Origin of the sequence: Streptomyces jumonjinensis (assembly GCF_009600885.1) — a bacterium.
Lineage (GTDB): Bacteria > Actinomycetota > Actinomycetes > Streptomycetales > Streptomycetaceae > Streptomyces > Streptomyces jumonjinensis.
Genome location: NZ_VCLA01000102.1, coordinates 1 through 26,132, shown reverse-complemented (window position 1 = coordinate 26,132; position 26,132 = coordinate 1). Strand labels below are relative to the sequence as shown.

Annotated in this window: 24 protein-coding genes and 1 pseudogene; 16 read left to right on the top strand and 9 right to left on the bottom strand. The window is 71.3% G+C overall.

Features of this window, described 5'->3' with window-relative positions:
- Positions 1-579: 579 nt before the first annotated feature.
- Positions 580-1,362 (top strand): aminoglycoside adenylyltransferase family protein, encoded by a 783-nt coding sequence (locus tag FF041_RS11665; RefSeq protein ID WP_153522722.1) that lies wholly within the window; start codon positions 580-582, stop codon positions 1,360-1,362.
- A 66-nt stretch (positions 1,363-1,428) separates the two neighbouring features.
- On the opposite strand, the gene FF041_RS11660 is transcribed toward FF041_RS11665, so the two are convergent.
- Positions 1,429-1,695, bottom strand: coding sequence for a hypothetical protein (locus FF041_RS11660; RefSeq protein ID WP_153522720.1), 267 nt, complete (start codon positions 1,693-1,695; stop codon positions 1,429-1,431).
- Between the two features lie 150 nt (positions 1,696-1,845).
- Between FF041_RS11660 and FF041_RS11655 the strand changes: the two genes are divergently transcribed.
- Positions 1,846-3,033: a DUF418 domain-containing protein gene (locus tag FF041_RS11655; protein WP_153522718.1), complete on the top strand. Its 1,188-nt coding sequence runs from the start codon at positions 1,846-1,848 to the stop codon at positions 3,031-3,033.
- 87 nt (positions 3,034-3,120) lie between these two features.
- Here FF041_RS11655 and FF041_RS11650 read toward each other — a convergent pair whose 3' ends face one another.
- Positions 3,121-3,999 carry an SGNH/GDSL hydrolase family protein gene (locus FF041_RS11650; protein ID WP_153522716.1) on the bottom strand — a complete coding sequence of 293 codons (879 nt, stop codon included), beginning with the start codon at positions 3,997-3,999 and terminating at the stop codon, positions 3,121-3,123.
- A 487-nt stretch (positions 4,000-4,486) separates the two neighbouring features.
- Between FF041_RS11650 and FF041_RS11645 the strand changes: the two genes are divergently transcribed.
- The 4 genes from FF041_RS11645 (at position 4,487) to FF041_RS11630 (ending at position 8,635) form a co-directional block, all read left to right on the top strand.
- Complete coding sequence (locus FF041_RS11645; RefSeq protein ID WP_153522715.1) at positions 4,487-4,891, top strand: hypothetical protein; 405 nt, start codon at positions 4,487-4,489, stop codon at positions 4,889-4,891.
- 192 nt (positions 4,892-5,083) lie between these two features.
- Complete coding sequence (htpX, locus tag FF041_RS11640) at positions 5,084-5,995, top strand: zinc metalloprotease HtpX (RefSeq protein WP_153482367.1); 912 nt, start codon at positions 5,084-5,086, stop codon at positions 5,993-5,995.
- A gap of 12 nt (positions 5,996-6,007) precedes the next feature.
- A complete protein-coding gene (pspAB, locus tag FF041_RS11635; RefSeq protein ID WP_153522713.1) occupies positions 6,008-6,607 on the top strand; it encodes a PspA-associated protein PspAB in 600 nt (199 codons plus the stop codon).
- Positions 6,608-6,901: 294 nt separating this feature from the next.
- Positions 6,902-8,635 (top strand): lysyl oxidase family protein, encoded by a 1,734-nt coding sequence (locus FF041_RS11630; protein ID WP_153522711.1) that lies wholly within the window; start codon positions 6,902-6,904, stop codon positions 8,633-8,635.
- Positions 8,636-8,837: 202 nt separating this feature from the next.
- Here the strand turns inward: FF041_RS11630 and FF041_RS11625 are convergent, their stop codons facing one another.
- Positions 8,838-9,458, bottom strand: a complete 621-nt coding sequence (locus tag FF041_RS11625) for a hypothetical protein (RefSeq protein ID WP_194291996.1) — start codon at positions 9,456-9,458, stop codon at positions 8,838-8,840.
- A 323-nt stretch (positions 9,459-9,781) separates the two neighbouring features.
- Between FF041_RS11625 and FF041_RS11620 the strand changes: the two genes are divergently transcribed.
- The gene (locus FF041_RS11620; protein ID WP_323391716.1) at positions 9,782-11,344 is read left to right on the top strand and encodes an amidohydrolase; all 1,563 of its coding nucleotides are present in this window, start codon (positions 9,782-9,784) and stop codon (positions 11,342-11,344) included.
- A 204-nt stretch (positions 11,345-11,548) separates the two neighbouring features.
- Here the strand turns inward: FF041_RS11620 and FF041_RS11615 are convergent, their stop codons facing one another.
- Positions 11,549-11,983, bottom strand: a complete 435-nt coding sequence (locus FF041_RS11615; RefSeq protein WP_323371385.1) for an ATP-binding protein — start codon at positions 11,981-11,983, stop codon at positions 11,549-11,551.
- Between the two features lie 293 nt (positions 11,984-12,276).
- Here FF041_RS11615 and FF041_RS11610 point away from each other — a divergent pair, with 293 nt between their 5' ends.
- Both FF041_RS11610 and FF041_RS11605 read left to right on the top strand, forming a co-directional pair.
- Complete coding sequence (locus tag FF041_RS11610) at positions 12,277-12,513, top strand: DUF397 domain-containing protein (protein ID WP_323371387.1); 237 nt, start codon at positions 12,277-12,279, stop codon at positions 12,511-12,513.
- 86 nt (positions 12,514-12,599) lie between these two features.
- Positions 12,600-13,502 (top strand): helix-turn-helix domain-containing protein, encoded by a 903-nt coding sequence (locus tag FF041_RS11605; RefSeq protein ID WP_153522709.1) that lies wholly within the window; start codon positions 12,600-12,602, stop codon positions 13,500-13,502.
- Positions 13,503-13,653: 151 nt separating this feature from the next.
- Here FF041_RS11605 and FF041_RS11600 read toward each other — a convergent pair whose 3' ends face one another.
- Entirely contained in the window at positions 13,654-14,466 is an 813-nt protein-coding gene (locus FF041_RS11600) for an SAM-dependent methyltransferase (protein ID WP_153482373.1), read from the bottom strand.
- Between the two features lie 354 nt (positions 14,467-14,820).
- Between FF041_RS11600 and FF041_RS11595 the strand changes: the two genes are divergently transcribed.
- Genes FF041_RS11595 through FF041_RS11585 form a run of 3 tightly spaced genes read left to right on the top strand, consistent with a single transcriptional unit; the run spans position 14,821 to position 18,017 of the window.
- A complete protein-coding gene (locus FF041_RS11595) occupies positions 14,821-15,873 on the top strand; it encodes an iron-siderophore ABC transporter substrate-binding protein (protein WP_153522707.1) in 1,053 nt (350 codons plus the stop codon).
- A 27-nt stretch (positions 15,874-15,900) separates the two neighbouring features.
- On the top strand, positions 15,901-16,932 hold the full coding sequence (locus FF041_RS11590) for a FecCD family ABC transporter permease (protein WP_153522705.1): 1,032 nt from the start codon (positions 15,901-15,903) through the stop codon (positions 16,930-16,932).
- The gene (locus tag FF041_RS11585) at positions 16,929-18,017 is read left to right on the top strand and encodes a FecCD family ABC transporter permease (RefSeq protein WP_153522704.1); all 1,089 of its coding nucleotides are present in this window, start codon (positions 16,929-16,931) and stop codon (positions 18,015-18,017) included. Before FF041_RS11590 ends, FF041_RS11585 begins: the two co-directional genes overlap by 4 nt.
- Before the next feature lie 147 nt (positions 18,018-18,164).
- On the opposite strand, the pseudogene FF041_RS11580 reads toward FF041_RS11585, so the two are convergent.
- Positions 18,165-18,653 (bottom strand): annotated as a pseudogene (locus tag FF041_RS11580) (glucoamylase family protein); the annotation flags it as partial.
- Between the two features lie 248 nt (positions 18,654-18,901).
- Between FF041_RS11580 and FF041_RS11575 the strand changes: the two are divergent.
- A complete protein-coding gene (locus tag FF041_RS11575; protein ID WP_153484074.1) occupies positions 18,902-19,423 on the top strand; it encodes a DinB family protein in 522 nt (173 codons plus the stop codon).
- Positions 19,424-19,626: 203 nt separating this feature from the next.
- Here FF041_RS11575 and FF041_RS11570 read toward each other — a convergent pair whose 3' ends face one another.
- A complete protein-coding gene (locus FF041_RS11570) occupies positions 19,627-20,010 on the bottom strand; it encodes a VOC family protein (protein ID WP_153522702.1) in 384 nt (127 codons plus the stop codon).
- 334 nt (positions 20,011-20,344) lie between these two features.
- Between FF041_RS11570 and FF041_RS11565 the strand changes: the two genes are divergently transcribed.
- The gene (locus tag FF041_RS11565; RefSeq protein ID WP_153522700.1) at positions 20,345-21,571 is read left to right on the top strand and encodes an MFS transporter; all 1,227 of its coding nucleotides are present in this window, start codon (positions 20,345-20,347) and stop codon (positions 21,569-21,571) included.
- A gap of 401 nt (positions 21,572-21,972) precedes the next feature.
- Positions 21,973-22,869 (top strand): nucleoside hydrolase, encoded by an 897-nt coding sequence (locus FF041_RS11560; RefSeq protein ID WP_228388160.1) that lies wholly within the window; start codon positions 21,973-21,975, stop codon positions 22,867-22,869.
- 226 nt (positions 22,870-23,095) lie between these two features.
- On the opposite strand, the gene FF041_RS11555 is transcribed toward FF041_RS11560, so the two are convergent.
- Positions 23,096-23,926, bottom strand: a complete 831-nt coding sequence (locus FF041_RS11555; RefSeq protein WP_153522696.1) for a nitroreductase/quinone reductase family protein — start codon at positions 23,924-23,926, stop codon at positions 23,096-23,098.
- Positions 23,927-24,592: 666 nt separating this feature from the next.
- Positions 24,593-24,805 (bottom strand): hypothetical protein, encoded by a 213-nt coding sequence (locus tag FF041_RS11550; protein ID WP_407698140.1) that lies wholly within the window; start codon positions 24,803-24,805, stop codon positions 24,593-24,595.
- Between the two features lie 236 nt (positions 24,806-25,041).
- On the opposite strand from FF041_RS11550, the gene FF041_RS11545 reads away from it, so the two are divergent.
- Positions 25,042-26,132 (top strand): serine/threonine-protein kinase (locus tag FF041_RS11545; protein WP_153522694.1); only part of this gene is annotated, 1,091 nt, incomplete at its 3' end.

The window sequence follows — 26,132 nt, the reverse complement described above, 5'->3', positions numbered from 1 at the left end:
AGCAGCGCGGTGAGAGAGACGGCGAGAAGGACGATCCGCTGACGCATTCCCCCACCTTCCCGCGTCTTCCGCACCGCTGTCGGCAGCACACACCCCGGGTCACCGGCACGAGTGACGACCCCTGTCACGGCATGTTGCCGCCGGCCGGCGACGGCCCGGCACGGCGACGCGGAGCCGCCGATCGCCCCGGAGCCGCCGCGCCCGGCCGGTACGGTACGCCGCGCCCTCGGCGGGTACGGTTCGACGCCCCGCCCTCGCCACGGCCAACAGCCGGTACGTTCAACGCCCCACCCCGGCCTGCACGGTCAACACCCCGCCCCGGCACGGCGAACGCCGGGTCCGCACGGGAGCTCGCGTGCCGCGCGCGCTGAGCGCCGCCGGAGCCCCGCGCCCGGCGTGCCGTCCGGGACCACCCGGACGGCACCCCGGTACAGCCCCCTCCCGCCGGGCGCCCGCGCGCCGGAAAACCCCTCGGCCCCATGGCGGTTGATCGCCTACCCTGACCGACCGGTCCGCCGCCGGCACGGCGGCGCCACGCGGCGACACGCGGCGACACGCCTTCGCGGAGAGGGGACGCAGATGACGCAGACCGATGACGTGGTCCGTCTGGTGCACCATGTGCTCGGAGCGGAGGTCGTCGGCGTGTATCCGCATGGCTCCGCCGTGCTCGGGGGGCTGCGGCCCCGCAGCGACATCGATGTGCTCGCCGTGGTGCGGCGGCGCCTCACGGCGCGGCAGCGGCGGGCGCTGCTCGACGGAGCGCTGGCGCTCTCCGGCAGCGGCGAGCCGGGCCGCTCCGCCCGTCCCGTCGAACTCACCGTGGCCGTGCACGGCGATGTCCGTCCCTGGCGCTACCCGCCGGTGTGCGAGTTCCAGTACGGCGAGTGGCTGCGGGACTCCTGTCTGCGCGGCGAGGTCCCTTCGCGGGCGCCGAGCGCCGATCTCGCGCCGCTGATCACGATGGTGCTGCTGGGGAGGGTCTCGCTGGCCGGGCCGCCGCCCTGGGAGGTGCTCGACCCCGTGCCCCGGCGGGACCTGGAGCACGCCATGCTCAGCGGGGTGCCGGAGCTTCTCGCCGGACTCATGTCGGACACCCGCAACGCGGTGCTGACGCTCGCCCGGATCTGGATGACCCTCACGACCGGGGAGATCGGGTCCAAGGACGCCGCCGCCGACTGGGCGCTCCCCCGGCTCCCCGGGGAGCACCGGGCTGTGCTCGCCCATGCGCGGGCCGTCTACCTCGGCCTTGAGCCGGAGCGCTGGGAGCCTCTGCTGGCCCGGGTGCGTCCCTGCGCCGGACAGGTCGTCCGGGCGCTGGAGCGCCCCGCGGCGGCGCACGGCGTCCGGCTGCCGCCGGGATGACCGCCGCGCGCTCACCGTGGGACGCACCCCCTGGCGTATGCCTGCCTACGCTCCGGCACAGCGGGGTCATGGGGCGTCGCCCTGCCAGTCCCAGCGCTGCGGGGCGCCGGCCCTCGGTCCGTACAGCGCGTGCCCGCCGGGGCCGAAGCGCCCGATCTCGGTGGTGAGCGCCGCGCCCCCGCTCAGCCGCTCCGCCGGCCAGCCGGTCACGTCCAGCAGCAGTCCGTCCAGCGGGCCGCCCACCAGCTCCCGGTAGTCATGCCCTGGCTGTGGGCCCGGATCGGGGTCGTCGTGGTCCGCTCCGTAGACCCGTCCGCGCATCAGTTCGTCCATACCGGCAGCATCCCAGCCACCACTGACAATCGCGGGCCGGGAAGCGGCCGGAGCGCCGGGCGCACCGGGCGCCCGGTACATCTTTCGATGTAGCGCCGGTTCGTCTGCGGTCATGACGTGAGGGGCCCCACACACCCTGACGATGGGGACATGACCGAGCTCTCTCCCTCTCCGAAGGTCGTCCCGCCCGGCTCGCCCGCACGGCCCGCCCGGCTCCCGCTGCTCGACGTGCTGCGCGGGGTCGCCATTCTCGGCACGCTGATGACCAATGTCTGGATCTTCACGGCCCCCGGCTCCGAGTGGGGCGTGCTGACCGGCGGTGTGCCCGAGCCGTCGTTCGCCTCGTTCCCCAGCGCGGTCGAGAGCTCGCTGCGGCTGCTCGCGAACGGCAAGTTCCTGTCGTTGCTGACGATTCTCTTCGGTGTGGGGCTGGCCATCCAGTACGGTTCGGCGGCCCGGCGCGGAGCGCCCTGGCCCGGCCGGTACCGGTGGCGGGCGCTGTTCCTCTTCGCCGAGGGGACCGTCCACTTCATCCTGGTCTTCGCCTGGGACGTGCTGATGGGGTACGCGGTCACCGCGCTGTTCGTCGCCTGGCTGCTGGCGCGTTCCACGGTGGCGCAGAACCGGGTGATGTGGTGGGCGGCGGGGCTGCATCTGGCGCTGATGGCGCTGCTCACGGCCGCTCTGGCGGCGGAAGGGGCGCAGAGCGCCACGCCCGTCTCGCGCGAGGCGGTGGATCTGTACGCGCGCGGCGGCTACTGGGAGCAGGTCGGGTTCCGGCTCGACAACGCGGCGGTCCTGCGGCTGGAGCCGGTGCTCTCGTTCTTCCTGCTCGTCTTTCTGTTTCTGCTGGGCGTGCGGCTCTTCCGGGCCGGCGCGTTCGGGTCCGACGCCACCGGCCGCCGTATCCGCGCGCGGCTGCTCGGCTGGGGCCTCGGGCTCGGGCTGCCGCTCAGCGTCGTCTCCTCGCTGGCGGGTCCGGAGCTGTTTCTGCTGGACCGCTATGTCGGCGGGCCGCTGACGGCGCTCGGCTACATCGGGCTGACCGGTGCGGTGACAGCGCGGATACGGCGGCCGGGGCCGCTGCTGAACGGTCTCACCTCGGTCGGCAGGACCGCGCTGTCCGGCTATGTCCTCCAGAACATGCTCTGCGTCCTTCTCGCGTACGGCGTCGGCCTCGGACTGGCCCACCGGCTCGATGGGTCGTGGTCGCCGTGGTGGGTGATCGCGATGTGGGCGCTGGTCTGCGCCGTGCTGCTGGTGGGGTCGACGCTGTGGCTGCGGCGGTTCGAGACGGGTCCGCTGGAGTCGGTGCAGAAGTGGGCGCTGCGGCGCTGAGACCGACGCCGGCGCGGCGACGGCCCGCTGGGGCCGCCGCCGCGCCGGTCCGCGCTGTCGGGGCGGGGGTGTGAGGAGCCGGTCGGATCAGAGGGCGGGCCGTGCCGTGTCCGCGAAGACCTGGTGGCCGGCGGGGTTGGGGTGGATGTCCTGGAGGGCGCCGCAGACGAACGTGAACTGGCAGAGCCGTGCCACGTTCGTCGGCACCTTGCCCAGGCCCGCCACGTCCACGTCCGGGGTGAAGGCGAAGGACGAGTACGCGGCGGCGAAGTCGACCAGGGTGAAGTGGTTGGCCTTGTAGTGCTTGGCCACGATCTCGTTGAACGCCTGCTGCCCGCCCGCCGACTGAAGCGCCGTCACCTTGCCCTGCGCACCCGCGAGGAAGGTCACCAGGAACGGGTTGAAGGAGTTGGCCCCGGCCAGATGGGTCTGGGTGCTGGAGGCGGCGTTGATCGCGCTGGTGATCCTGCCGACGTTGGTGTCGACGGTCTTCAGGGCCTGGAGCGAGCAGTTCACATCGATCGCGCCGGCCTGGAAGCACACCCCGAGGTCGTTCCCGCCGATGTTCAGCGTCAGAAACTTGACCTGGGCTCCGTTCACCTTGAGGAAGTCCACGGCCTTGTCGAGCTGGGAGACCGTCCTGCCCGCGCTGTCCTGGTAGGAGCAGGGTCCGCGCTTGATCATGGTCGCGGTGGTCTCACCGGTGCAGCCGAGTTTGATGTGGCGCAGGTTGGCGTCCGTCTTCTTCAGCTGGGCGAACAGCTTGTCGGTGTAGGACTGGTCGGTGTCCCGCTGAACGTCCGGCTGGAAGCCGCTCGCGAGCGAGTCGCCCAGCGAGACGTAGTACGTGAGCGCCGCGCGGTCCGCGCCGACGGGCTCGGCCGACGCTCCGGCCGAGCCGCCGATCAGCGTCCCCATCAGGGTGGCGGCCGTGGCGAGGGCTGCGAGGGATCTGCGGATACGCATCTGCTGTTCTCTCCTCTTCGCGGAAGGCTGACGTCCCGTGCGTCGACCGGCTGCACGGCGGCCTCGATCCCCGCCGTTCAACCCCGCCGCCTCCGGCACGCCGGTTTCGGCCGGTCGCCGCTCGCCCCACCCGTCTCACGCGTACCGCCGCGTCCCATACGGTCCGGCCTCAGCGGGTTCATGGCGGCCCTGGGTCCGGCCTGAACTGCGCCGTGGGACACGGATCGGGCCCGGCATCGGGTACGTACGGCTCCTGGGCGGCGGACTGCTCCGCCCCCTCCCCGGCCGGATTCACGACCGGGGACGGGGCGCTCTCCAGAACGACCGGATGCCGTGGACGGAGGGATCCCGGCTCCGGGTGCCCGGCTTGGACCCGGTGCCGGCGGGCGGGCCGGGTGTCAGCCGTCCGTTCGGGGGTGTGGCCCGTACCGGTGACGGATGCGCCGAGCGCGGGCGGACGGGAGCGGGACATCCGTAGGGTCGCCGCGTGGCGAGAGTACGGGTGCGGATCTTCACATGTGACTGGCCGGGGTGCACGGCGGAGCTGCGCACCGCGTACACGACGGAGCGGAAGGCGAAGGCGTACGTATGGAAGCGGGGGTGGCTGTGGACGGCGGACGGTGCCGAGATGCACTTCTGCGGCGCCGTCGCCTCCTCCGGCCGCCGGCCCGGACACGCCCGGCGGATACTCGCCGAGCACCGGCCCGCGCTGGTGCGTCTGACACCCCCGTGCTCCGGCTGGTCCGTGGCCTGCTGGTGCGGCTGGTCGGCGTCCGAGCGGCCGACCGACTCGGCGGCGCCGAACGCGGCCGGGGCGCGGACCCTCTGGGCGAGGCATCTCACCCTCCCCCGCGGGGCCGGGTCCGCCGCACCCGCCGCGCCCGCCGCCTAGCAAGGCTCCCCCGGCGGGGCGCCTCCAGTGCGTTCACCGTACGCGTACAGAGAGTGGCGATGGCGCGGGAACCCCGGGCCCGGCCCGGGCGCGGCGGCCGTCCGACTCCCCGGGGCGCCACCGCGAACAGGGGACGGAAGGGGCACAATCGAGGGAGAGGGAGGGACGGCACTCCGCCCGGAAGGTGATCAGATGGCCCGGCCCCGGTCCCGGTACGCACCCGACCATGGACTCACCACCCGCATGGTGACCACGATGTTCCTGATCGGACTGCTCTACGTCGTCTTCGTGGGAGTGCTGCTCGCGCTGCTGCGCGGCGCCTGGCCGCTGATTCTGCTGATCGCGGGCGCGCTCTTCATCGCCCAGTTCTGGTTCAGCGACCGGATCGCCGCACACAGCATGGGGGCCCGTGTGGTCACCCCCGAGCAGGCGCCGGAGCTCCACGGCGCGGTGGACCGGATCTGCGCGCTCGCCGATATGCCCAAGCCACGGGTGGCCATCGCGGACAGTGATGTGCCGAACGCGTTCGCCACCGGGCGCAACCAGAAGTCGGCCCTGGTGTGCGCCACCACCGGGCTGCTGCGCCGGCTGGAGCCCGAGGAGCTGGAGGGCGTGCTCGCGCACGAGCTCTCGCATGTCGCCCACCGCGATGTCGCCGTGATGACCATCGCCTCCTTCCTCGGCGTGCTCGCCGGGGTGATCACCCGCGTCAGTCTGTACGGGGGGCTGGGCCGGGCCGGGCGCAGCAACAACAACACCGCGATCGCGATGATCCTGATCCCGCTGATCAGCGCCGCCGTGTACGCGGTCAGTTTTCTGCTGACCCGGCTGCTCTCCCGCTACCGCGAGCTCTCCGCCGACCGGGCCGCGGCGCTGCTGACCGGGCGGCCCTCCGCGCTCGCCTCGGCGCTCACCAAGGTCACCGGGGAGATGGCGAGGATTCCGACCCGGGATCTGCGCAAGGCGGAGCCGTACAACGCCTTCTGGTTCGCGCCCGCGTTCTCCTCCCGGGAGAGCCTGGCCAGGCTGCTGTCCTCCCATCCGACGCTGGAACAGCGGCTGGAGCAGCTGGGCCGGATCTCGGCACAGCTGGCCCGTCCGTAACGGGTGGCCACCATGGGTCTCCTCGACACCATCCTGGGCCGCAGCAAGCCCGTACGGCCCGATCTCGACCGGCTCTTCGCGCTGCCCGCCGCGGCGATCACCCTTCAGGCGGCGGCGGGTTTCACGCCCACCGGCACCGGCTCGGTCTGTTTCGCCAGTGTGGAGGGCGGGGCGTTCGCCCAGCTCCAGACCGATGTACGGGAGCTGCTCGACGCCGACGCCGACGCGGGCGCCGGGGGCATCCCGGTCGAGTTCAGCCGGGACTCCTACGGCTACACCTGGCTGCTCACCCGCCATCCCGCCGCCGATACGGCGTCTCTGGTCAACGATCTGCACGCGGTCAACACCCTGCTCCAGGACGGCGGGTTCGGCCCGCAGCTGCTCTGCTCGCTGATGGCCTTCCGCGAGACGGGGGGCAATCGGGTGCTGGCGCTGGTCTACCTCTACAAGCGCGGCACCTTCTATCCCTTCGCACCGCTGCCCGGCGAGACGGAGCGCCGCGACAACGCCCTGGAGCTTCAGATCAGAGCGCTGCTCTCGGAGGATCTGCGCGTCGAGACGGACCTCTCCCGCTGGTTCCCGGTATGGGGGGCGCCGGGCCTCCAGGGCTGACCGCCGAAGCCGCCGGGACCACCGGGACCACTGGATTCACCGGACCCGCGCAGCTTGTATCACGAATGAAGTGCCAGCAGAAGCCATAGTCCGATTATCGTCCTGTTCCCGTATCTAAGAGCGATTTTCAGACATTGGCGAGGGACTTATGGCCCCTCAAGCAACCCTGAACGGCCCTAGCCCCTCTCTTCCGGCAAGCCACGGATCAGCGCCCGCCTGACCGCCGGGTCTCGCCGAGCCTCCGTGAGCCATCTGTTGCACCCGTCCCAGTGGCACTCGCATGACAGAGGAACGATGACCAGAAGCCCACGCACCCGTCTCTGGCGCTCGACGCTCGCCGTGTCCGCGGCGATCGCCGTCACCGCAGGAGTCGTCGCCGCCGCGCCCGACAGCAAGAAGAAGGCACCGGCCGCGGCGAAGCCGAAGCTGAGCCTGATCGCCGCCACCAAGTCGGTCACCCTCGACAAGTACTCCTGGAGCGAGGGCGTCTGGCTGGACCTCGGCACCTACGTCACCGCGGAGGGCGCGCCCTTCGAGTTCAAGGTGACCCGCGAGTCCTACAAGAAGCCGATCGTCGCCAAGCAGATCATCCGCGACGGCAAGAAGACGACGACCAAGACCCTTCCCACGGGCACGGTCAAGGACTTCTCCGGACTGCCCGACTTCGTCGATGTGAAGATCACCGACCCCGCCGGCAAGACCGTGCTGAAGACCAGCCAGAACTTCTGCCCGAACAACGCGTCCGGCCGCGTGCGCCCGGACGCCCCGGCGACCTCGAAGTACCCCGGCGGCTGCCCGACCAACCCCTTCACCCTCGGCTCGGTGTGGGGCGTCGAGGAGGGCTGGGCCTCCAACACCTACTCGGGTCACTACGAGGACGACGCCACCGTGGACCTGGCGGCGGGCTCGTACACCGCCAAGATCAGCGTCGCCAAGAAGTACCGCGACCTGTTCGGCATCGCCAACAAGACCCAGACCGTCAAGGTCACCGTGATCGAGCACCCGGACGAGCCGGGCGAGGGCGGCTGGGGCGCCGCGCGCAAGGCGGCGGCCGGTGCCGGCGCCGATGCGCACGCGCACCACGCGGGCCACGGCAAGGCGCAGCCCCCGGTCTCCCTGGCCGAGGCGACCGGCGGCACCGCCCCCACGTACAACGTGGGTCACGGACCGCACCCGCCGGCCCCGCCGGCCCTGCCCTGGGCGCTGAAGAAGAACGCCCGCACGTCGGCGAACATCGGCGACAAGGCCGGCCAGACCGACGGCTCCCGCCAGGCTCCCGGCGCCAAGCCCAACGCCAAGCGCCCCACCGGCAAGCCGGTCGTCCCGGCGAGCGCGCCCAAGCCCGACCTGCGCTCGCTGCCCGCCTACGGTGTCACCATCGTGGACGGCAAGGAGTACGACACCCCGGGCAAGGACTACGTCGCGTTCAGCGCCAACGTGTGGAACGCGGGCCCGGCCCAGCTGGTCGTGGACGGCTTCCGTAAGCCCGGCGCCGACCTGATGGACGCCTACCAGTACTTCTACGACGCCAAGGGCAAGCAGATCGGCTACACGCCCACCGGCACCATGGAGTGGGACCCGCGTCCGGGTCATGTGCACTGGCACTTCACCGACTTCGCGAGCTACCGCCTGCTGAAGGAGGACAAGAAGGAAGCCGTGCGCAGCGGCAAGGAGGCCTTCTGCCTGGCCAACACGGACGCCGTCGACTACACGGTGAAGAACGCCAACTGGCACCCGGACGGCACCGATCTGTCCACCTCCTGCGGCCAGGAGAACTCGATCTCCGTCCGTGAGGTGCTGGACGTGGGCTCCGGCGACACCTACACCCAGGACCTGCCGGACCAGTCGTTCGACATCACCGACGTTCCCAACGGCACCTACTGGATCCAGGTTCTGGCCAACCCGGAGAAGCGTCTGAAGGAGACCAGCACGAGCAACAACTCGGCGCTCCGCAAGATCGTTCTCGGCGGTAAGCCCGGTGCCCGTACGGTCTCCGTGCCGGCGCACCACCTGGTCGACGCCAACTGACCCACCCGCCGGCCGGATCCTTACGGCCGGAGCACGCACAGAAGAACACCGGGCCGTTGCGCACGCCGGGATCGATCCCATGGCACGTTTGGCTGCACAGACAGGACGGTGGACCGCGGGGAGAAGGTGCGCGGGTACTCCCGACCGAGGCCCGGGCGCCCTGACCGCGCCGGAGCCAGGGCGCGGGAGCGTCTCCGCCGGGTCAGAGCACGGAGGCGTCCCCCGCCGGCGCGGGCCCCGGAAGGGCTCCCCGGGCCGCGAGCCCATCGACTTCGACCAGCCGGTACCCCCGCTCGTATCTCTCCCTGCCGCGCCGTCCCCCCTTCTTCGGTCTCGCCCGGCGTGCCGCCGCCACCAGGGCCGCGATCTCGGGGCTCTCCCGCCGCAGCCGGTACAGCGCGCGCCCCGACATCCCGACGACGGCGGCGGCCTCAGCGTGCAGCACACCGCCGCGTACGGCCTTCAGCAGCACCCGCAGGGCGGCCGGGTTCAGCGCGGCAGCGCGGGGCGCCGGGGCATGGGCCCGGGCCATCTCCCTGGCCGCGGCCATGGCGGCGGCGAAGGGGGTGTCCCGGCTCTGCCAGCTGAGCAGCAGCCGTTCGGACACCCCGGCCTCCAGGGCGCAGGCGGCCGGGCCGAGGCCCAGCGCCGCCGCCCGCAGCGCGTCGGCCATGCGCGCGGCCGTCTCCTCGCGCAGGCTGGGCCTTCCCCGCAGGGCTTGACGCAGCGACCGGTCGGCGGCCTCCCGGGCGTCCAGCCCGGCGATCGTCTCGTCGGCCCAGTCCGTCAGCCGGCTCGCGGGGGTCTCTCGCCGTTCGTCCACTCACCAACACCTTCTTAGGTTAGCCTCACCTAAATATAGTCGTCACCGCGGCGGCCGGAACCGGGGGCACGGATCTCCGGAGAAACTGAGAAGATCTCAGCGGTCCGCCGGTCTGCGGGACTTGACCCTTTCACAGGATTCCAGAGGCCGGTCCCTCACCCCGCTCCGGGCCCGACAGACCCGGCAGGCCCGGCAGACCCGATAAACCCAGTAGACCCGATAAACCCAGTAGACCCGGTAGACCCAGTGGTTCCACCAGCCCCGGCCCGCTCCCGGCGCCGGGGTTCCGCGGCTTCGCGGCTCCGCCGAAGGGATGTGTCCCCGTGCTCTGCACCAGGATCGTCAACGCGAACATCGTGACGATGGACCCGGCCCGCCCCACGGCCCGGGAACTCGGCGTCTGGAGGGGCCGGATCGTGGGCCTCGACGAGGAGGTGTCCGCCGTCCCGGCGCGGCGGGTGCTCGATCTCGACGGCGCGACCGTGCTCCCGGGATTCATCGACAGCCATGTGCATCTGGTGTGGGCGGGGTTGACGGCGCGGGCCCCGAGCGTGGCCCCGTCCGAGCGCGCCGACTCCATCCTCTCGGCGGTCGCCTCGGCCGTGGCGGCGGCTCCCCCCGGAGCCTGGGTGGAGCTGGCCGGCTACGACCAGCGCCCGCTGGGCCGCCATCTCACCGCGGCGGAGCTGGACTCCGTGAGCGCCGGCCGCCGGGTGTTCCTCGGGCATGTCTCCGGCCATGGCGCCGTGGTGAACAGCGCGATCCAGGAACTGCTGCCCGCGCCGGTCCGTACGGATGGCTTCCTCGCCGAGGAGGCGATGAGCGAGGCCCGCCGGCTGCGGCCCGCATACTCACTGGCCGAACTGGCCACGGCGATCGGGGAGTCCGCCCGGCAGTGCCGCGCCGAGGGGGTGACGGCCTGCGCCGAGGCAGGCGTCGGCAGCGAGCTCCTCGGCCACAGCCCCATCGAGGGCGCGGCCTATCAGCTCGCCCTGGAGACGGGGCGGCTGCCGCTCCGCCTCCAGCTGATGGTGTCCGCTGACGCCCTCTCCCCGGTCGACGCGGCGCCCGAGGACACCACCTCGCACGCGGTCGCCCTCGGGCTGCGCACCGGCTTCGGCGACGGAAGACTCTCGCTCGGGGCCCTGAAAGTCTTCACGGACGGCGGCATGATGGCGCGTACGGCCGCCCTGAGCCGGCCTTACGAGGGCACCGACGCCGCCGGACAGCTCCAGCGGACCTCCCGGCCGCTCGACGAGGTCATCGTCGCGGGCCATCTCGCGGGCTGGCAGCTCGCCGTCCACGCCATCGGCGACCGCGCGGTCGATGTGGCGCTGGACGCCCTGGAGCGCGCACAGCGCCTTCACCCCCGGCCCGACGCGCGCCATCGCATCGAGCACGCCGGGCTCGTCCGCCCCGAACAGCTGCCCCGGTTCGCCGCCGTGGGCGCCACGGCCGTCATCCAGCCGGGCTTTCTGCGGTACTTCGGGGACGACTACGCGGCGATCATGGGGACGGAGCGCGCGCCCTGGCTCTACCGGGGCAGAGGCTTCCTCGACAGCGGGGTGCGGATCGCGGGGAGTTCGGACCGGCCCGTCGCCGATGGAGCGCCGCTGCGGGCAATCCAGTTCATGGTGGAGCGGGCCTCGCTGTCGGGCCGGATCATCGGGCCCGCCGAGGGCGTCACCGTCGACGAGGCGCTGCGCGCGTATACGGCGGACGCGGCGTACGCCTGCCGCTGGGAGAAGAGCGCGGGCTCGCTCACCGCGGGCAAGCGGGCGGATCCGGCGGTCCTCGGGGACGACCCCCGGCGGGTGGACAGCTCGCGCATCGGGGCCATCGAGGTGGTGCGTACATTCCTGGAGGGCGCGGACACTCCCCGCTGAACTGCGCGGCGAACGGTCCGGGCCTTCGACCCCGTCGGCTCGGGGGCCGTCCTGACGACGGTCCCCGAGCCGACGGGCGGCCACACCCGTTCCGGTGGGCGGGCCCGACAGTGGATCATGGGGCTGACGGGAGGGCGCGCGCTTCGTGCGGCACGCCGGCTCGGTACGCGGACCAGTAGCGGACCGGCACCTCGCCCGAACCCGTCAGTTGAAGGAGGACTTACGGGAGAGCGCCGCCCAGACCGTTTTGCCCCGGGGCGGGGTCAGCGACCAGGACCAGCTCTCGCTGAGCGCGCCGACCAGCGCGAGTCCCCGGCCGCCGAGCGCGCAATCGGGCGCCTCGCGCGGACACGGCGGCCGGGAGCTGGGGTCGGTGACGGCGCAGACCACGTCGTCCGTGTGGAGAAAGAGGCCGAGCCAGAGGGGATAGTCGCCGTGATCGGCCGAGGCGGGTCCCAGCGCGTGCTGCACCGCGTTGGTGACGAGCTCGCTGACGACCAGTGCGGCGTCGGGGACGAGGCCGGGCAGCGCCCAGCCGCCGAGCGTGGCGGCGACGAAGCGGCGTGCCTGGGGGGCGTTGCGCAGATTTCCATCGAGGCCGCATGCGGCGAACCCCGCCGGACCGGGGCCTGCGCCCACTCCCCACAGATGGCCGCTCGCATCAGATAATCCGAACGGCCACTCCGCGTCGGAGCCGACGGCATGAAGCCCTCCGCCATCCCTGACGCTCGCGCTCGATGAGGCTGACACGTGGGTCGTCACTGGTCATGTCCCCCTGGAGGATGCGGACTTCGGCGCTGTGCCTGCACCGTGGAACGAGTATGGTCGACTAGCACGTGAGAATGCAATTGCATCCGGGATCGCATATGGGATTGCATTCGACCAACACCAGAGCGACCGAACAAACGCACGAACGGCAAGGGGCTGGCGCAGTGGAACGTTTCGTCAACGGCATGCGGGCAAGCAGACTCGACTCGGTCACCTGGACCAAGAGCAGCCATAGCAACGCGACCGGGAACTGCGTGGAGCTGGCGGAGCTGCCCGACGGCGGAGTGGCGATACGCAACTCACGGGACCCCCAGGGACCGGCGCTGGTGTACACCCGGGACGAGATAGCCGCATTTGTGGCCGGAGCGCGAAGTGGCGACTTCGATGCTGTCATTGGCTGAAAACAGCGAGTAGGCGTCATGTGCCCCTGACGCATGCCGCTCGGTGCGGGATACTGAGGGTTTCCCAGCGTCCGCAGGAGCACTCGATGGCTGCAGCCGACCCGAACGAGTCGTTGAATCTACGACCCTTGGGGATGGTCGAGAAGAACCCGACCGCGCTGAAGTTGATCCTCGGCGGCAAGCTGCGTGAACTGCGCGCTGCCGCCGGGCTCGACCCGGCCGACGTCGATGGCCGCCTCGGCTTCTCCCGGTCGAAAACCAGCCGAATCGAACTGGGACGCCATGGCTGCAAGCGGGTCGACGCGCTCGCCCTGCTCGGTCTCTACGGGGTGGACGACGAGGAGCGGATCGAGGAGTTCCTCCGGCTGGTCGACCAGTCCCGCCGCGCGGACTGGTGGCGCTCGTTCAATGATGTGCTCTCCGACTTCTTCACCCCGCTCGTCGCCCTGGAGAGCGCGGCGGAACGTATCCGCACCTACGAGCCCTTCTATGTGCCGGGTCTGCTCCAGACCCCCGCGTACACCCGCGCCGTGATCCAGGCCGGTCCCGGACATCTGCTGCCGCACGATGTGATGCGCCGGGTCGAGCTGCGCCAGGAGCGGCAGCGCCAGCTCGACCAGCCGGACGCCCCGTATCTGTGGGCGATGATCGACGAATCCGTGCTGATGCGCACGGTCGGCGGCCGTGAGGTCATGCGCGCCCAGCTGGAGCATCTGATCGAATTGATGGACCGCCCGAGGGTCACCCTCCAGATAGCCCCGCTGGACGTGTCGGCGGCGGTCGGCGTGGGGACGGGCGTGACCTATCTGCGGTTCGCGCTCAGCGACCTCAAGGACGCGGTCTACATCGAGCATCTGACGGATTCGACGTTCACCCAGAAGCCGCAGATCGTCGAGCAGTACCGCAATATGCTCGACCGGCTCGGCGCGTGCGCGCTCACCCCGGGGCAGTCGCTCGGCGTGCTGCAGAAGCGTCTGAGCGACTGCTGACACCGGCCGCTCCCCGGGCCCCGGGCCCCGGGCATACGACCATGCGGCATACGACCATGCGGCATACGACCATGCGGCATACGACCATGCGGCGCGGGTCCCGGACGCCCTGCGGCGTCCGGGACCCGCGCCGTACAGCGGCCGACGGCGCTCACCCCAGCCGGGCGACCCCGCCCCACTCAAGCCACTCGTCCGTCTGCTGGACGGGGGCCAGATCATTGTCCGGCCGCCAGGTGGACACCTCCACCAACCCCGGCTCCAGGACCTCCAGGCCGTGGAAGAACGTGGTGACCTCGTGCTCCTCGCGGACCCTGCCCCAGTGGTTCTCCGTGGCCTCGGCCATGAAGTCGGTGACGAACTTCCGGATCTCGGGCCGGTCGCTCACCAGCTGGCACACCACGAGGAAGCTGCCCGGCGCCAGCCGCTCGGCGACCCGCCGCACCAGTCCCGCCGGATCGCTCTCGTCCGGGATGCAGTGCAGGACCGAGACGAAGAGGGCGGCGACGGGCCGGCTGAAGTCGATGAGCCGGACCGTCTCCTCATGGCCGAAGATCCCGTCGGTGTCCCGCATATCGGCCTGGATGACGGCGGTGCGGTCGTTCTCGTTCAGCAGCGCCCGGCCGTGCGCGAGCACGATGGGGTCGTTGTCGACGTAGACCACCCGCGAGGAGGGGTCGATGGCCTGGGCGACCTGGTGGACGTTGTCCTGGGTGGGCAGACCTGAGCCGTGGTCGATGAACTGGCGTATGCCGTACTCGCCGGCCAGCATCCGCACCACGCGCTGGAGGAAGCGGCGGTTGTTCACGGCCAGGACCTTGGTGCTGGGAACCTGCTTGAGCAGTTCCTCGCAGGCCACCCGGTCCGACTCGTAGTTGTCGCTGCCCCCCAGATAGTAGTCGTACATACGTGCCACGCTGGGCACCGTCGTGTCGATGGCCTCCGGAGCCCACGACTCGTTCTGCATCCCGTACTCACCCGCGTCTGTAGAAAGGAGCTGAAGACCGCCCCATGCTAGGGAGGGGTACGGGTCACGGCATAGGCCGGGGAGCCGAGATGAGCCCCAACGCGCCGCATTCCCCACCGAGTTCGAACAGGTGATCCCATCTGGGGCTGTCCGACCGCACGGCTTCCGCGCCGGGCGGCTCGACGCGGCCCGCCGGCCGGGGCCGGTTGAACGTTGAGCCATTAGTAGCTTAGCCTTACCTAAGTCGAATCGTGCCGCAGTTCGCCGTGCCATCGGGGGCGGATTCACGGGAGGGACACCCCTCCCGGCGGACGTCAGTCGACCACTTTGCACACCGACTCTTGAGGAACGTCCATGCTCGGGTTCACTCGCGTGCGTCGCCGCGCGCTCGCCGTCGCGGCCACCGCCACCGCCGCCGTACTCACCATCGGCGGCTGCTCGTCGTCCGGCGACGGCGACAAGAAGTCCGAGGGCGCCTCGGAGAAGAAGAGCGGCGGAGCGTTCCCGGTCACCATCAAGAGCGCGCTCGGCCCGGCCGAGATCAAGGAAGAGCCCAAGCGGATCGTCACCCTGGGCCAGGGCTCCGCGGAGACGGCCATCGCGCTCGGCCACACCCCGGTGGGCATCGAGAGCTACCCGTGGGGCAGCGACAAGACCGGCTATCTGCCGTGGATCCACGAGGCCGTGACCGAGAAGGGCGACAAGCTGCCCAAGCAGTTCACCGGCGGCGAGGAGCTCGACGTCGAGGCCATCGTCGAGCTGGACCCCGATCTCATCCTCGCCCCGTGGTCGGGCGTCACACAGAAGCAGTACGACGTCCTCAAGGACATCGCCCCCACGGTGGCGTACCCGGATCTGCCGTGGAGCACCAACTGGGACCAGCAGATCGAGATCATCTCCAAGGCGCTGGGCAAGCCCGCCGAGGCGCCCAAGCTGATCGACAAGATCGAGGGGCAGCTCGCGGACGCGGCCAAGACCCGGCCGGACTACAAGGACCTGAAGTTCTCGTACATCTACAACACCGGCCCCGGCACCCTCGGCGTCTTCAAGCCCGAGGAGCAGCGGGTCAAGATGGTCTCCTCGCTCGGGCTGACCGTCGACCCGGTGGTGAACGGCTTCAAGGAGACCAAGGGCACCGACTCGGCGCTCATCGGTCTGGAGAACGCCGGAAAGCTCAAGGACAGCGATCTGATCTTCACGTTCTACACCGATGAGAAGAACCGCAAGGAGATCGAGGCCCAGCCGCTGTACGGGAACATCCCGGCGGTGAAGAAGGGCGCCGTGGTGGTCGGTGACACCAACTCCTTCGTGACGGCCTCCTCCATCATCAACCCGCTGACCGTGCCGTGGACGATCGACCGGTATCTGCCGCTGATCGACAAGGCCGTCGCCGCCACCACCAAGTAAGCAGGACATACAGGACGTATCAGCCAGATGGCTACCGTCACCCACGTACCGCCGAGCAGCGCCCCGGACAAGGGCGCTGCTCGGCGGCTCTACGGCACGCTCATCGGTCTCGCCGCGCTCGCGCTCACGCTGGCCGCGAGCGTCATGTTCGGCAGCTCGACCACCTCGCCGGGCGATGTGATCGATGTGCTCTCCGGCACCGCCGACGAGCAGATCACCACCATTGTGGAGAGCCGCTACCCCCGGACCGCGCTCGGTGTGCTCGCCGGGCTCTGTCTCGCGGTCGCGGGCACCCTGATGCAGGGTGTGACCCGCAACCATCTGGCCGAGCCCGGCCTGCTGGGGATCAGCGCGGGCGCGTCGGCCGGCATCGTCACCGCGACGGCGTTCTGGGGCGCGAGCGGCAGCACGGCCGCCATGTGGTGGGCGCTGCCCGGCGCGCTGATCGCCGGGATCATGGTCCAGGTCATCGGCTCCGCGGGGGCCGGCAGAAGCCAGGTCCGGCTGGTCCTGGCGGGCGCGGTGCTCTCCGCCGTGCTGATGGCGTACATCCAGGCCGTGACCCTGAGCAAGCCGCAGGTTTTCGACAGCTACCGGTACTGGGTCGTCGGCGCGCTCGGCGGACGGGACTTCGGCGTCTTCACGGCCATGCTCCCCTTCGCCGCCGCCGGACTCGTGCTGGCCCTGGCGCTGGGACGCGGGCTCAACGCGCTCGCCCTCGGCGATTCGACGGCGGCCTCCCTCGGCGCCAACCCCTGGCTGGTGCGCTCGGGAGGGCTGATCGCCGCCACCCTGCTGAGCGCCGCGGCGACGGCGGCCGTGGGCCCGATCAGCTTCGTCGGTCTGGCCGTACCGCATATCGTGCGCGCGGTCGTGGGGACCGACTTCCGGCGGCAGATCGCCTTCTCCGCCGTCGTCGGCCCCGCGCTGCTGCTCGCCGCGGATGTCATCGGCCGGGTCGTGATGCGCCCGCAGGAGCTGATGGTCGGGGTGGTGACCGCCTTCGTCGGCGCCCCCGCCCTGCTCGTGGCGGTGCGCAGGATGAGAGGGAACACATGACGGCGCATCCGGCGGGGCCGCCCGCCGTGAAGCGGTCCGGCGCGCGCACCGCGTCGCCGAAGGGATTCCTCACCGTCGGGCGGACGATCGCCGTTCCCGCGCGGCGGGTGTCCGTGCTCACCGCGCTGGGGCTGCTGGCGCTGATCGCAGCCGCTTCGGCCGCCACGCTCTCGCTGGGCCGCCTCGGCATTCCGCTCGCCGAACTCGGCGAGGCGCTGAGCGGCGGGGCGACGGGGAAGAACGCCTTCGTCCTGGAACGGCTGCGCGGTCCCCGGCTGACCGTGGCCCTGGGCACCGGCGCCGCGCTCGGGATCTCGGGCGCGCTCTTCCAGTCCGCCACCCGCAATCCGCTGGGCAGCCCGGATGTGATCGGTCTGAGCGCCGGAGCCGGAGCGGGCGCGGCGTTCGCCGCGCTGCTGCTGCCGGGCACGGTGTCGGTGCCGCTCGGCGCGCTGCTCGGGGCCGTGCTCGCGATGGCGCTGGTGTACGTGTCCACCGGAACGGGCTTCCGCAATCCGGCCCGGCTGGTGGTCGCGGGCATCGGCGTCGCGGCGATCTGCACAGCGGTGACCCAGTATGTCGTCTACGCGATGGAACGGGACAACGCCTCCGCCCTGACCTCCTATGTGAACGGCAGTCTCTCCTCGCGGTCCTGGGCGGACGCCACCACGATCGGGCTGGTGCTGCTGGTCGTCCTGCCGCTCGTCGCGCTGATCGCCAGGCGGCTGGACATCGGCGAGATGGGCGACGACATCGCCCAGGGGCTGGGGTCGGATCCGAAGCGGACCAAGACCTACGCCGTGGTGCTCGCCATCGTGCTGTCGGCGGGGGCGGTGGCCGTGGCCGGGCCGATCTCGTTCATCGCGCTCACCGCGCCCCAGATCGCCAAGCGGATCACCCGGGTGCCCGGTCCGCATCTGCTGCTGTCGGGGCTGACCGGCGCGCTGCTGCTGGTGCTGGCCGACCTTGCCGCCCAGCAGCTGCCGCTCTTCGACGATCTGCCGGTCGGCATCTACACGATGGCGATCGGCGGCGCGTATCTGGGCTATCTCCTGGTCCGGGAACGGAGAAAGGGCGCGCTCTGACCCGGGTACGGGTACGGGTACGGCGGCTGTACGGGAGGGGGCGTATCGGGCGGAAAGCCGCCGGATACGCCCCCTCCCGTACGCCTGCGGCGCGAGGCCGCCGCCCGGCCTCGCGCCGGTGCCATGGGCCGCCGCCCGGGTCCGGGATCAGATGCTGAACCGCTCCTTCATCAGCAGCGGCCTGACCCGCGAGGCGAACCCTCCGCCGCGGAAGGGCCGCTGGAGCAGCCCGGGACGCAGCTCCTGGGCGAGCGCGGCGGCGATCATGCCCTGGTCGAGCGCGAGCACGAAGTCGCTGACCCGGCCGGTGCGCACATCGACGGAGTCACGGAATCCGAATCCCTTGTGGTACGCGCCGAAGTCGCGGTCGATCGCCCGCAGATTGGCGATGGCCTCGCCCCGCGCGTAGGGCAGCGCGAGAAAGGCGGCGTGCGGGGTGACGACCCCGCCGGACTGATAGCCCTCGGTCTGCATGCCGATGGCGTCGACTCCGTACTCGCGGTAGCCGCCCTCGGGGATGTTCGCCGGGGAGAACCCCCAGTAGCCGTACTCCTCCTCCACAAGGCCGTGCTCGATCTGGGAGCGCACGAACCGGCGGTGGGTCACCCCCCAGGAGCGCCGCCCCCACTCCACTTCTCGGTCACGATCACCGGCCCGTACGCCTACTTTCGGCCATCTTGCTCTGCTCGATGCCGAGGAGCCCGCTCGATCCCGAGAAGCCCGCGAAACGCCCCCGGACGCTCCGCGGCCCACCCCATCGCCCGCCCATGTATCGGGAAATCCCTTGTCAGGGACGACCGAGCGCTTGATCATCTGCATATGCAGAGCCCGGCCCCGAGGAAACCCCCGCAGAGCAGCCCGTACGCCGTTTCGGGTGGTCCGATATGTTTCTCCACCCCGATGACGATCCACGCACCGACGGCGGGTTCGACGGGGAGCGTGCCACGCTCGTGGGTTATCTCGACGACCAGCGGCTGACCCTGGAGATGAAGTGCGCCGGCCTGGACGCCGACGCCCTGGCCCGCCGTTCGGTGGAGCCGTCCAATCTGTCGCTGCTGGGGCTCGTCCGCCATCTGACGGAGGTGGAGCGGGCCTGGTTCCGGCGGGTGCTGGCCGGGCAGGACGTGCCCTGGCACTACCGCACCGACGCCGACCACGACGCGGATTTCAACGGCGCGGAACCTGACCCCGAGGCGGTGGCGCGGGCGTGGGAGAACTGGCGCGCGGAGGTCGCCTTCGCGGAGCGGTTCGCGGCCGAAGCGCCTGATCTCTCCGTCACCGGCACCCATCACGGTAAACCGGTCTCCCTGCGCGAAGTGCTGGTGCACATGATCGAGGAGTACGCCCGGCACAACGGGCACGCGGACTTTCTGCGCGAGCGGATCGACGGCCGGGTCGGGGAGTAGCCCGCCGGGAAGGTGCTGGACGGCCGGGGAAGGACGGACGGTGCCCCCTCATATGCTCCCCCACGGGCAGGACGAGCACCGCGGTCAACTCGCGGCAGACGCCCCCATCCCCGCGGCTGCGTCACCAGAGCCGGCCCGTACGCCATGACGACCAGCTGCACCCGGTCCCGAGCGGGCGGCTTCGCGAGAAGCCACGCAGATGGTCAGAGGGGCGGGAGCCGGGTGTGCAGGAGGCAGAATTCGTTTCCTTCCGGGTCGGCCAGGACGCGCCAGCTCTCGGTGCCGGTCTGACCGATGGCGGCGGGCCTGGCGCCGAGCGCGAGCAGCCGCTCCAGCTCGGCGTCCTGGTCGCGGTCGGTGGCGTTGACGTCGATGTGCAGTCGGAGCTTCCCGGGCCGCGGGTCACTGCTGGGGCTGAAGAGGAGGGTGGGCTGCGGGCCGCCGAAGCCGGCGTCGGGCGGCCCGATCTCGATGCTTCCGTCGTCCTCCCGTCCGAGTTCGACGTAGCCGAGGACCTCGCTCCAGAATGCGGCGAGCCGGTCGGGGTCGGCGCAGTCGATGACCAGTTCACTGATGCGGCATGCCATGCCCGTCAGTGTACGGAGACGACCCGGGAGTCGATCGGCGGCCGGGGCCTCTTCGCGGCGGCGGGGACGGCCGCGGGGACAGCGGGGACGGCCTCTGAGCGGGCGGAATTCGCCCCCGTCGCCGGGGAGTCGTCCGTACACTCACGGCATGCGCCGACGACATTGATCCCGCACTGACGGTCCTCTTCGGACCTACGGAACCCACGGAACGCGCCGCCCGGCCCGCTCCCGCACCCGTCTGCCGTACGGCGGGTGCGCGCGCTGCCGGGGGCCGCCGAGGACGGTCGCCCGCCGTCCCCCGTCCGTGCGTTCCGTCTGCCCGAAGGGCCTTCCGATGTCTTTGCCCGTCCCCCGTACGCCCGCCCGCGCGCCCGGGACCGCCGTGCACGTCAAACGGCTGGAGCGACGTCTCCTCGCCTATGCCGGATGCGACGATCTGATCCTGCTCTATCCGGTGTACGCGGTGTTCTTCACCGAGCATGGTCTGTCCACCGCGCGGATCTCCACCCTGTTCGCCGTCTGGTCGCTGACCGCGCTGCTGGTCGAAGTGCCGTCCGGGGTCTGGGCCGACGCGGTCTCGCGGCGGCTGCTGCTGATCGCCGGGCCGCTGCTTCAGGGCGCCGGCTTCGGGTTGTGGGTCGCCTTCCCGTCGTACGGGGTGTTCGCGCTCGGCTTCGTCCTGTGGGGCGTCGGCGGCGCGCTGCGGTCCGGGGCGCTGGAGGCCCTGGTCCATGACGAGCTGGACCGGCTCGGGGCGGCCGATCGGTATCCGCGGCTCATGGGCCGCGCGGCGGCGGTCGGCACGGTCGCCACGGCGGTGGCGACCGCGACCGCCGCTCCCGTGTTCGCGCTGGGCGGCTATCCGGCCCTCGGCGTCGCGAGCGTCGTGGCCTGTCTGCTGTGCGCGACGGCGGCGGCCTCGCTGCCCGAGCACCGGGACCGCTCCCGTGGGTCTCATGACCGCACGGGGTACGCCGCGACGCTCAGGGCCGGGCTCGGCGAGGTGCGCGACAGCGGCCGGGTGAGGCGCGCGCTGCTGCTGACCGTGGTGCTCACCTCGCTCTGGGGGGCGCTGGAGGAGTACGTTCCGCTGCTGGCGGCCGGGACGGGGGCGGCTGTCGGGGAGGTTCCGCTGCTCGTTCTGGCGGTCTGGGCGGGCGTCGCCGCCGGTGGTCTGCTGGCCGCCCGCGCGACCGGCGTCGCGCCGCCGGTCGCCGGAGCCGTGCTGGCGGCGGCCGGACTGGTCCTGGCGGTGGGCGCGCTGTCCGGGGCTCCGGCCGGTTTCGCCCTGATCGCCGTGGCGTTTCTGGTGTTCCAACTGGCCGATATCGTCGCGGACACACGGCTCCAGGCGGCCATCGCCGGACCGAGCCGGGCGACCGTGACCTCACTCGCCGGGCTCGGGACGAGCGTGCTGACGCTGCTGGTGTACGCGGTGTACGGCGCGGCCTCGGGGCTGCTCGGGCACGGTGCGCTCTTCGCGCTCTTCGCCCTCGCGTACCCGGTCGTGGGTCTGGCGGTGGCCTGGAGCGGACGACGCCACGGTGACGACATTCCCTAGGAGCCGGTATCAGCCACTCCGCGACCGCTTTGCGACTGCTGCCGTTTACTGTCCGGCTATACAGTAAATGGGCCGTCCTCGGGCGAAGGCGACCCGGTCGGGGGGCCGGGCCGCCTGGCGCATCCCCCTGGGAGCACGCTGCTCCACAGCTCGGAACACAGCTCTCCGCCGGGCCGGTTGAGCCAACTGCCCCCGGTCGGCCGATGACCCTGCCGCCGGGGCGCACCCGCGAGGTCGTTCGATACGGGCCGTGCGGAGGGCACACTGGGAGCCCCGCCCGCCGGGTCCCTCCCGACCCGGCTCCCGCCGACGCCAGGAGCACCGTCACCGTGCCGTCCGCCACCGTCCCCATCCCCGTCATCCTCGACTGCGACCCCGGACACGACGACGCTTTCGCGATCATGCTCGCGGCGGGAGACCCGGCGGTCGATCTGCTGGCGATCACCACCGTCGCGGGCAACCAGACCCTGGCGAAGACCACCCTGAACGCCCGCCGGATCTGCTCCGTCGCCGGGATCACCGGTGTACCCGTCGCGGCGGGCTGCGCCCAGCCTCTCGTACAGCCTCTGCGGATCGCCGACGATGTGCACGGGGAGAGCGGTCTGGACGGGCCCCGGTTCGCGGAGCCCACGGTGGACGCGGTCCCCGGGCACGCGGTGGATCTGATGTACCGGCTGGTGATGTCGCATCCGGAACCGGTGACCCTGGTGCCGACCGGTCCGCTGACCAATATCGCCCTGCTGCTGACGCGCTATCCCGACTGCGCCGGACGCATCCGCGAGATCGTGCTGATGGGCGGCTCCACCGGGCGCGGCAACCGGACGCCCGCCGCCGAGTTCAACATCCATGTCGACCCGGAGGCCGCGGACATCGTCTTCCACGGCGCGGCGCCTGTGACGATGTGCGGGCTCGATGTCACTCATCAGGCGCTCGCGACACCGGAGGTGCTCGCCCGTCTCACCGCGCTCGACAGCGAACTGGGGCGGCTGTGCGTCGAGTTGCTGACCTCTCTCGCCGGCGCCTATCGGCAGCTGTGGGGATTCCCCGCCCCGCCGGTCCACGATCCCGTCGCCGTGGCACGCGTCATCGACCCGGCGGCGGTGCGCTGTGTCGACGCCCATGTGGCGGTCGAACTGCACGGGCGCTACACGCGCGGCGCGACCGTGGTGGACCTCCAGCGCCACCCGGACCGGACGGTGAACGCCAAGGTGGGGATGGAGCTGGACAGCGCGTCGTTCTGGGACCGGGTGATCGCCGCCGTCGGCGCGCTCGGTGAGCGGCGGAGCCCGGAGGTCTGAGGCCCCCGGGCCGCGCGCGGGCATGGACGGCTCAGCGGGCGAGGCCGGAGAGCCTAGGTCGTGTCTTCAAAGTCCCGTCTGCCTGCCGTGCCCTGGCACGCACGCTCGCTGCGTTGTCGTCAGTCGCCGATGCTCCGCATGGGCTCCCTCCTCCGCCTTGCGATGCACGCACCAGACCCCGCCAGACCCGCCCTCCGGGCGGACGACGCTACTTTGAAGACACTCCCTAGGCGTCCAGGAGCGGTATCAACTGCTCCTCCTCGTAATCCAGGTGACGTTCGAGCTCCGCCGTCAGCCGCTCCGTCTCGGCCAGTACGGCGAGCGGCTCGGCGCCCTCCGATGAGATGACCCGCTGGAGATCTCCGAGAAGGGCCGCGATCTTCTCGTGCTCCTCCTGGAGACGTTCCAGAACCGGGGCGAGTTCCGGATGGCGCTCTCCGAGCATCGGGAACATCATCTGATCCTCTCCGGTGTGGTGATGGTGCAGCCCCTGGCAGGCGGTGAGGCAATTGATCCGGAGCTGAGCGCCCAAGGTGGGGCCCGACGCGGCGATCTCCGTGCGGATCTTGGCGAATTCGTCGCGGAATCCGTCATGGATCAGTTTGACCGCCTCTCCCCAGGACGCCGCGCCCACATTCGGCGGACCGGGTATCTCCCGCAGGGCGACCACGGGAATGATCCGGGAGGTCTTCGACTGGTACTCGGCCCAGCCGGGGTCGGACTCGGCCGCGCGGGCGAAGGCGCGGTCGCGGTCGGCTCCCGTCAGGACCACGGCGTCCGCCTCATAGGTGAAGACACCGCTCTCCACGGTGACCCTGGGGTTGGCCACCAGATTGTGGTACCAGGCCGGATGCCGGGGAGCACCGCCGGCGGAGGCGATGACGAGCACCTGCTCACCGCCGTCGGGAAGGTAGGCGACGGGGGTGGTGTGCCGGACGCCGGACCGGGCGCCGGTGGTGGTCAGCAGGAGGAGTCTGCCTCCCTCGAACGGCCCGCCGACACGGCCGTTGTTGGCACGGAACTCATCGATGATCTGCTGGTTGAAATCGTTCGGCATTCTCTTCTTTCCGAAGGGGAGGGCAGCCCTGACGAAGGTCCCCCGTGGACTGTGCACGGAGGTTCGCGGGCAGGACGAATCACCGCCTGGCGAGGCGGAGGGAAAGCTCAGGGAAAAGGGGTGCGCGAAGCGCACGGAGGCATCGCACAGAGGCATCGCACCGAATGGTGCGGAGAAAGGATGAAGGAAAGGCGGGGCTCGCACCCGCCTCGGAGTCACTCCGAGGCCGGGAACCCTGCTCGCTCGTGGCACATGGCCGACCCGGCAGTCACATCGATCACCGTATCCGCATCGGCTGGCACACGGCAATCACCTTTTCCCGGCGGGCGATGACCCACCGGGAAGGTCCCGGTCCGCCGAATGTCCGCGCGGAGAGCCGGGGCAGGGTACGACTTCCGGACATCCGCGTGCCCCGGGCCCTCCGGCACCGGGGCTTCCCGCACCACCGGTCGCCCTGCGCGTCCGTGACCGGCGCCACATCGACAGAGTGCGGGATACCGGAACATTCCAGGACAGTGCCCTGTTGAGGGAGGTACGGCCGCGGAGGGGACAGTGTCCCCGGGCCCACTCATAGCCCATGGGGAAGATCGTTCGGCTGAAGCCCCATGGAGCCCCCTCGCCGAGAGGCGACCGCCCTCCGCGTCCGTCATCTACCGCCCCGGCCGGTCACCCCCCCAGACCGGTCGGGGCTTCCTCGTCCTCCGCCGCGTACCCATGCCGGGAACGAGGCCGCGCGTCAACACCGTCTCCACGCCATTCGACGGACTCCGCGCCCGCGAGATCGACGATCTCCTCCCGCTCCCCGAGCTCCTCCCGCAGCAGTTCAGCGAGCTGCCCCCGGCCATGAGCGAGAGCCGCGATCCAGCCATGGACAATCACTCGGCGACACCCGTGGGGCGACGGCGAGTGAACAATGACCGGGGGTGTGCGGGCATTTTTCACCGTGCCCCGGGGGCCGTAGAACGGATCTCCGAGCGCCCGGGGGCGGCATCGGAGGGGGAACCGGCCGTGACGCAATCCAGTCTGCTGCGGGAGAGAACGACTGCGTTACCGTGCGGCAGCACGCATCGATCGCTGTGCCCGTGGCACAGGCTCGAAGGCCCTAGGGGGGCGGCATGAACGGGTGGAGGGTGCCCGGGTACACCGAGTCCAGGGAGCTCGGATCCGGGACGAGCGGGCGGGTCGTGCTCGCGGTCCATGACGCGACCGGTGTCCCGGTGGCGGTGAAGTATCTCGCCGATCGGCTGCGCAGGGACCCCGCGTTCGTCCGGGGGTTCCGGGACGAGGCCCGGCTTCTCGGCGGGCTCGGCTCTTCCCATGTGGTCGGACTGTATGAGTATGTCGAGGCGCCGGACGGCGCCGCCATCGTGATGGAGCTGGTCGACGGGATCGCGCTGCGCGCGCTGTTACGCCAGGAGGGGAGCACGGGTCCCGAGGCGGCCCTCTCCGTGCTCAAGGGTTCGCTGCTGGGGCTGGCCGCCGCGCACCGGGCGGGTGTGGTGCACCGCGACTACAAGCCGGAGAACGTCCTCGTCTCGGCGGACGGCTCGTCCAAGCTGGCGGACTTCGGCATCGCCACGGGCCACGGCTCCACCGCGGAGGTCGCCGGCACTCCCCCGTATATGGCCCCGGAGCAGTGGCAGGGCGAGCCCGCGTCGCCGGCGGCCGATGTCTACGCGGCGACGGTGACGTTCTACGAGTGTCTGACCGGCCATAAGCCCTATGCCGCGGAGAACATCGCAGAGCTGGCGTTCCAGCACATGAGCGCGCCGGTCCCGGACGATCAGGCCCCCGAGCCGGTGCGGCCGCTGCTCCGCAGCGGGCTGGCGAAACGGCCGGAGGAACGGCCTTCGGACGCCGCGGAGTTCATCGCGAAGCTGGAGGAGATCGCGGCAGCCGCGTACGGAGCGGACTGGGAGGAGCGCGGTCAGCGCAGGCTCGCCGCACTCGCCGCGCTGCTGCCGCTGCTGTTCCCCTCGGCCGGGGACGAGTCGTCCAGTACGACCGATCTGGCCACCACGGCGCTCCGGGGCGGCGCGGGCGCCGGGGTGGTGGCGGCGGGCGCCCGGGGCCGCAGGCTGCGGACCCGACGCACCGGAGGCGCCGGGGGCACCGGGCTCGCGGCGCACCCTGAGCACACCGGGCCGACAGGGCCGGCCCGCGCGGAGCGCCGGGGCCGCCCCCGACGCACCGGCCGAACGGACCG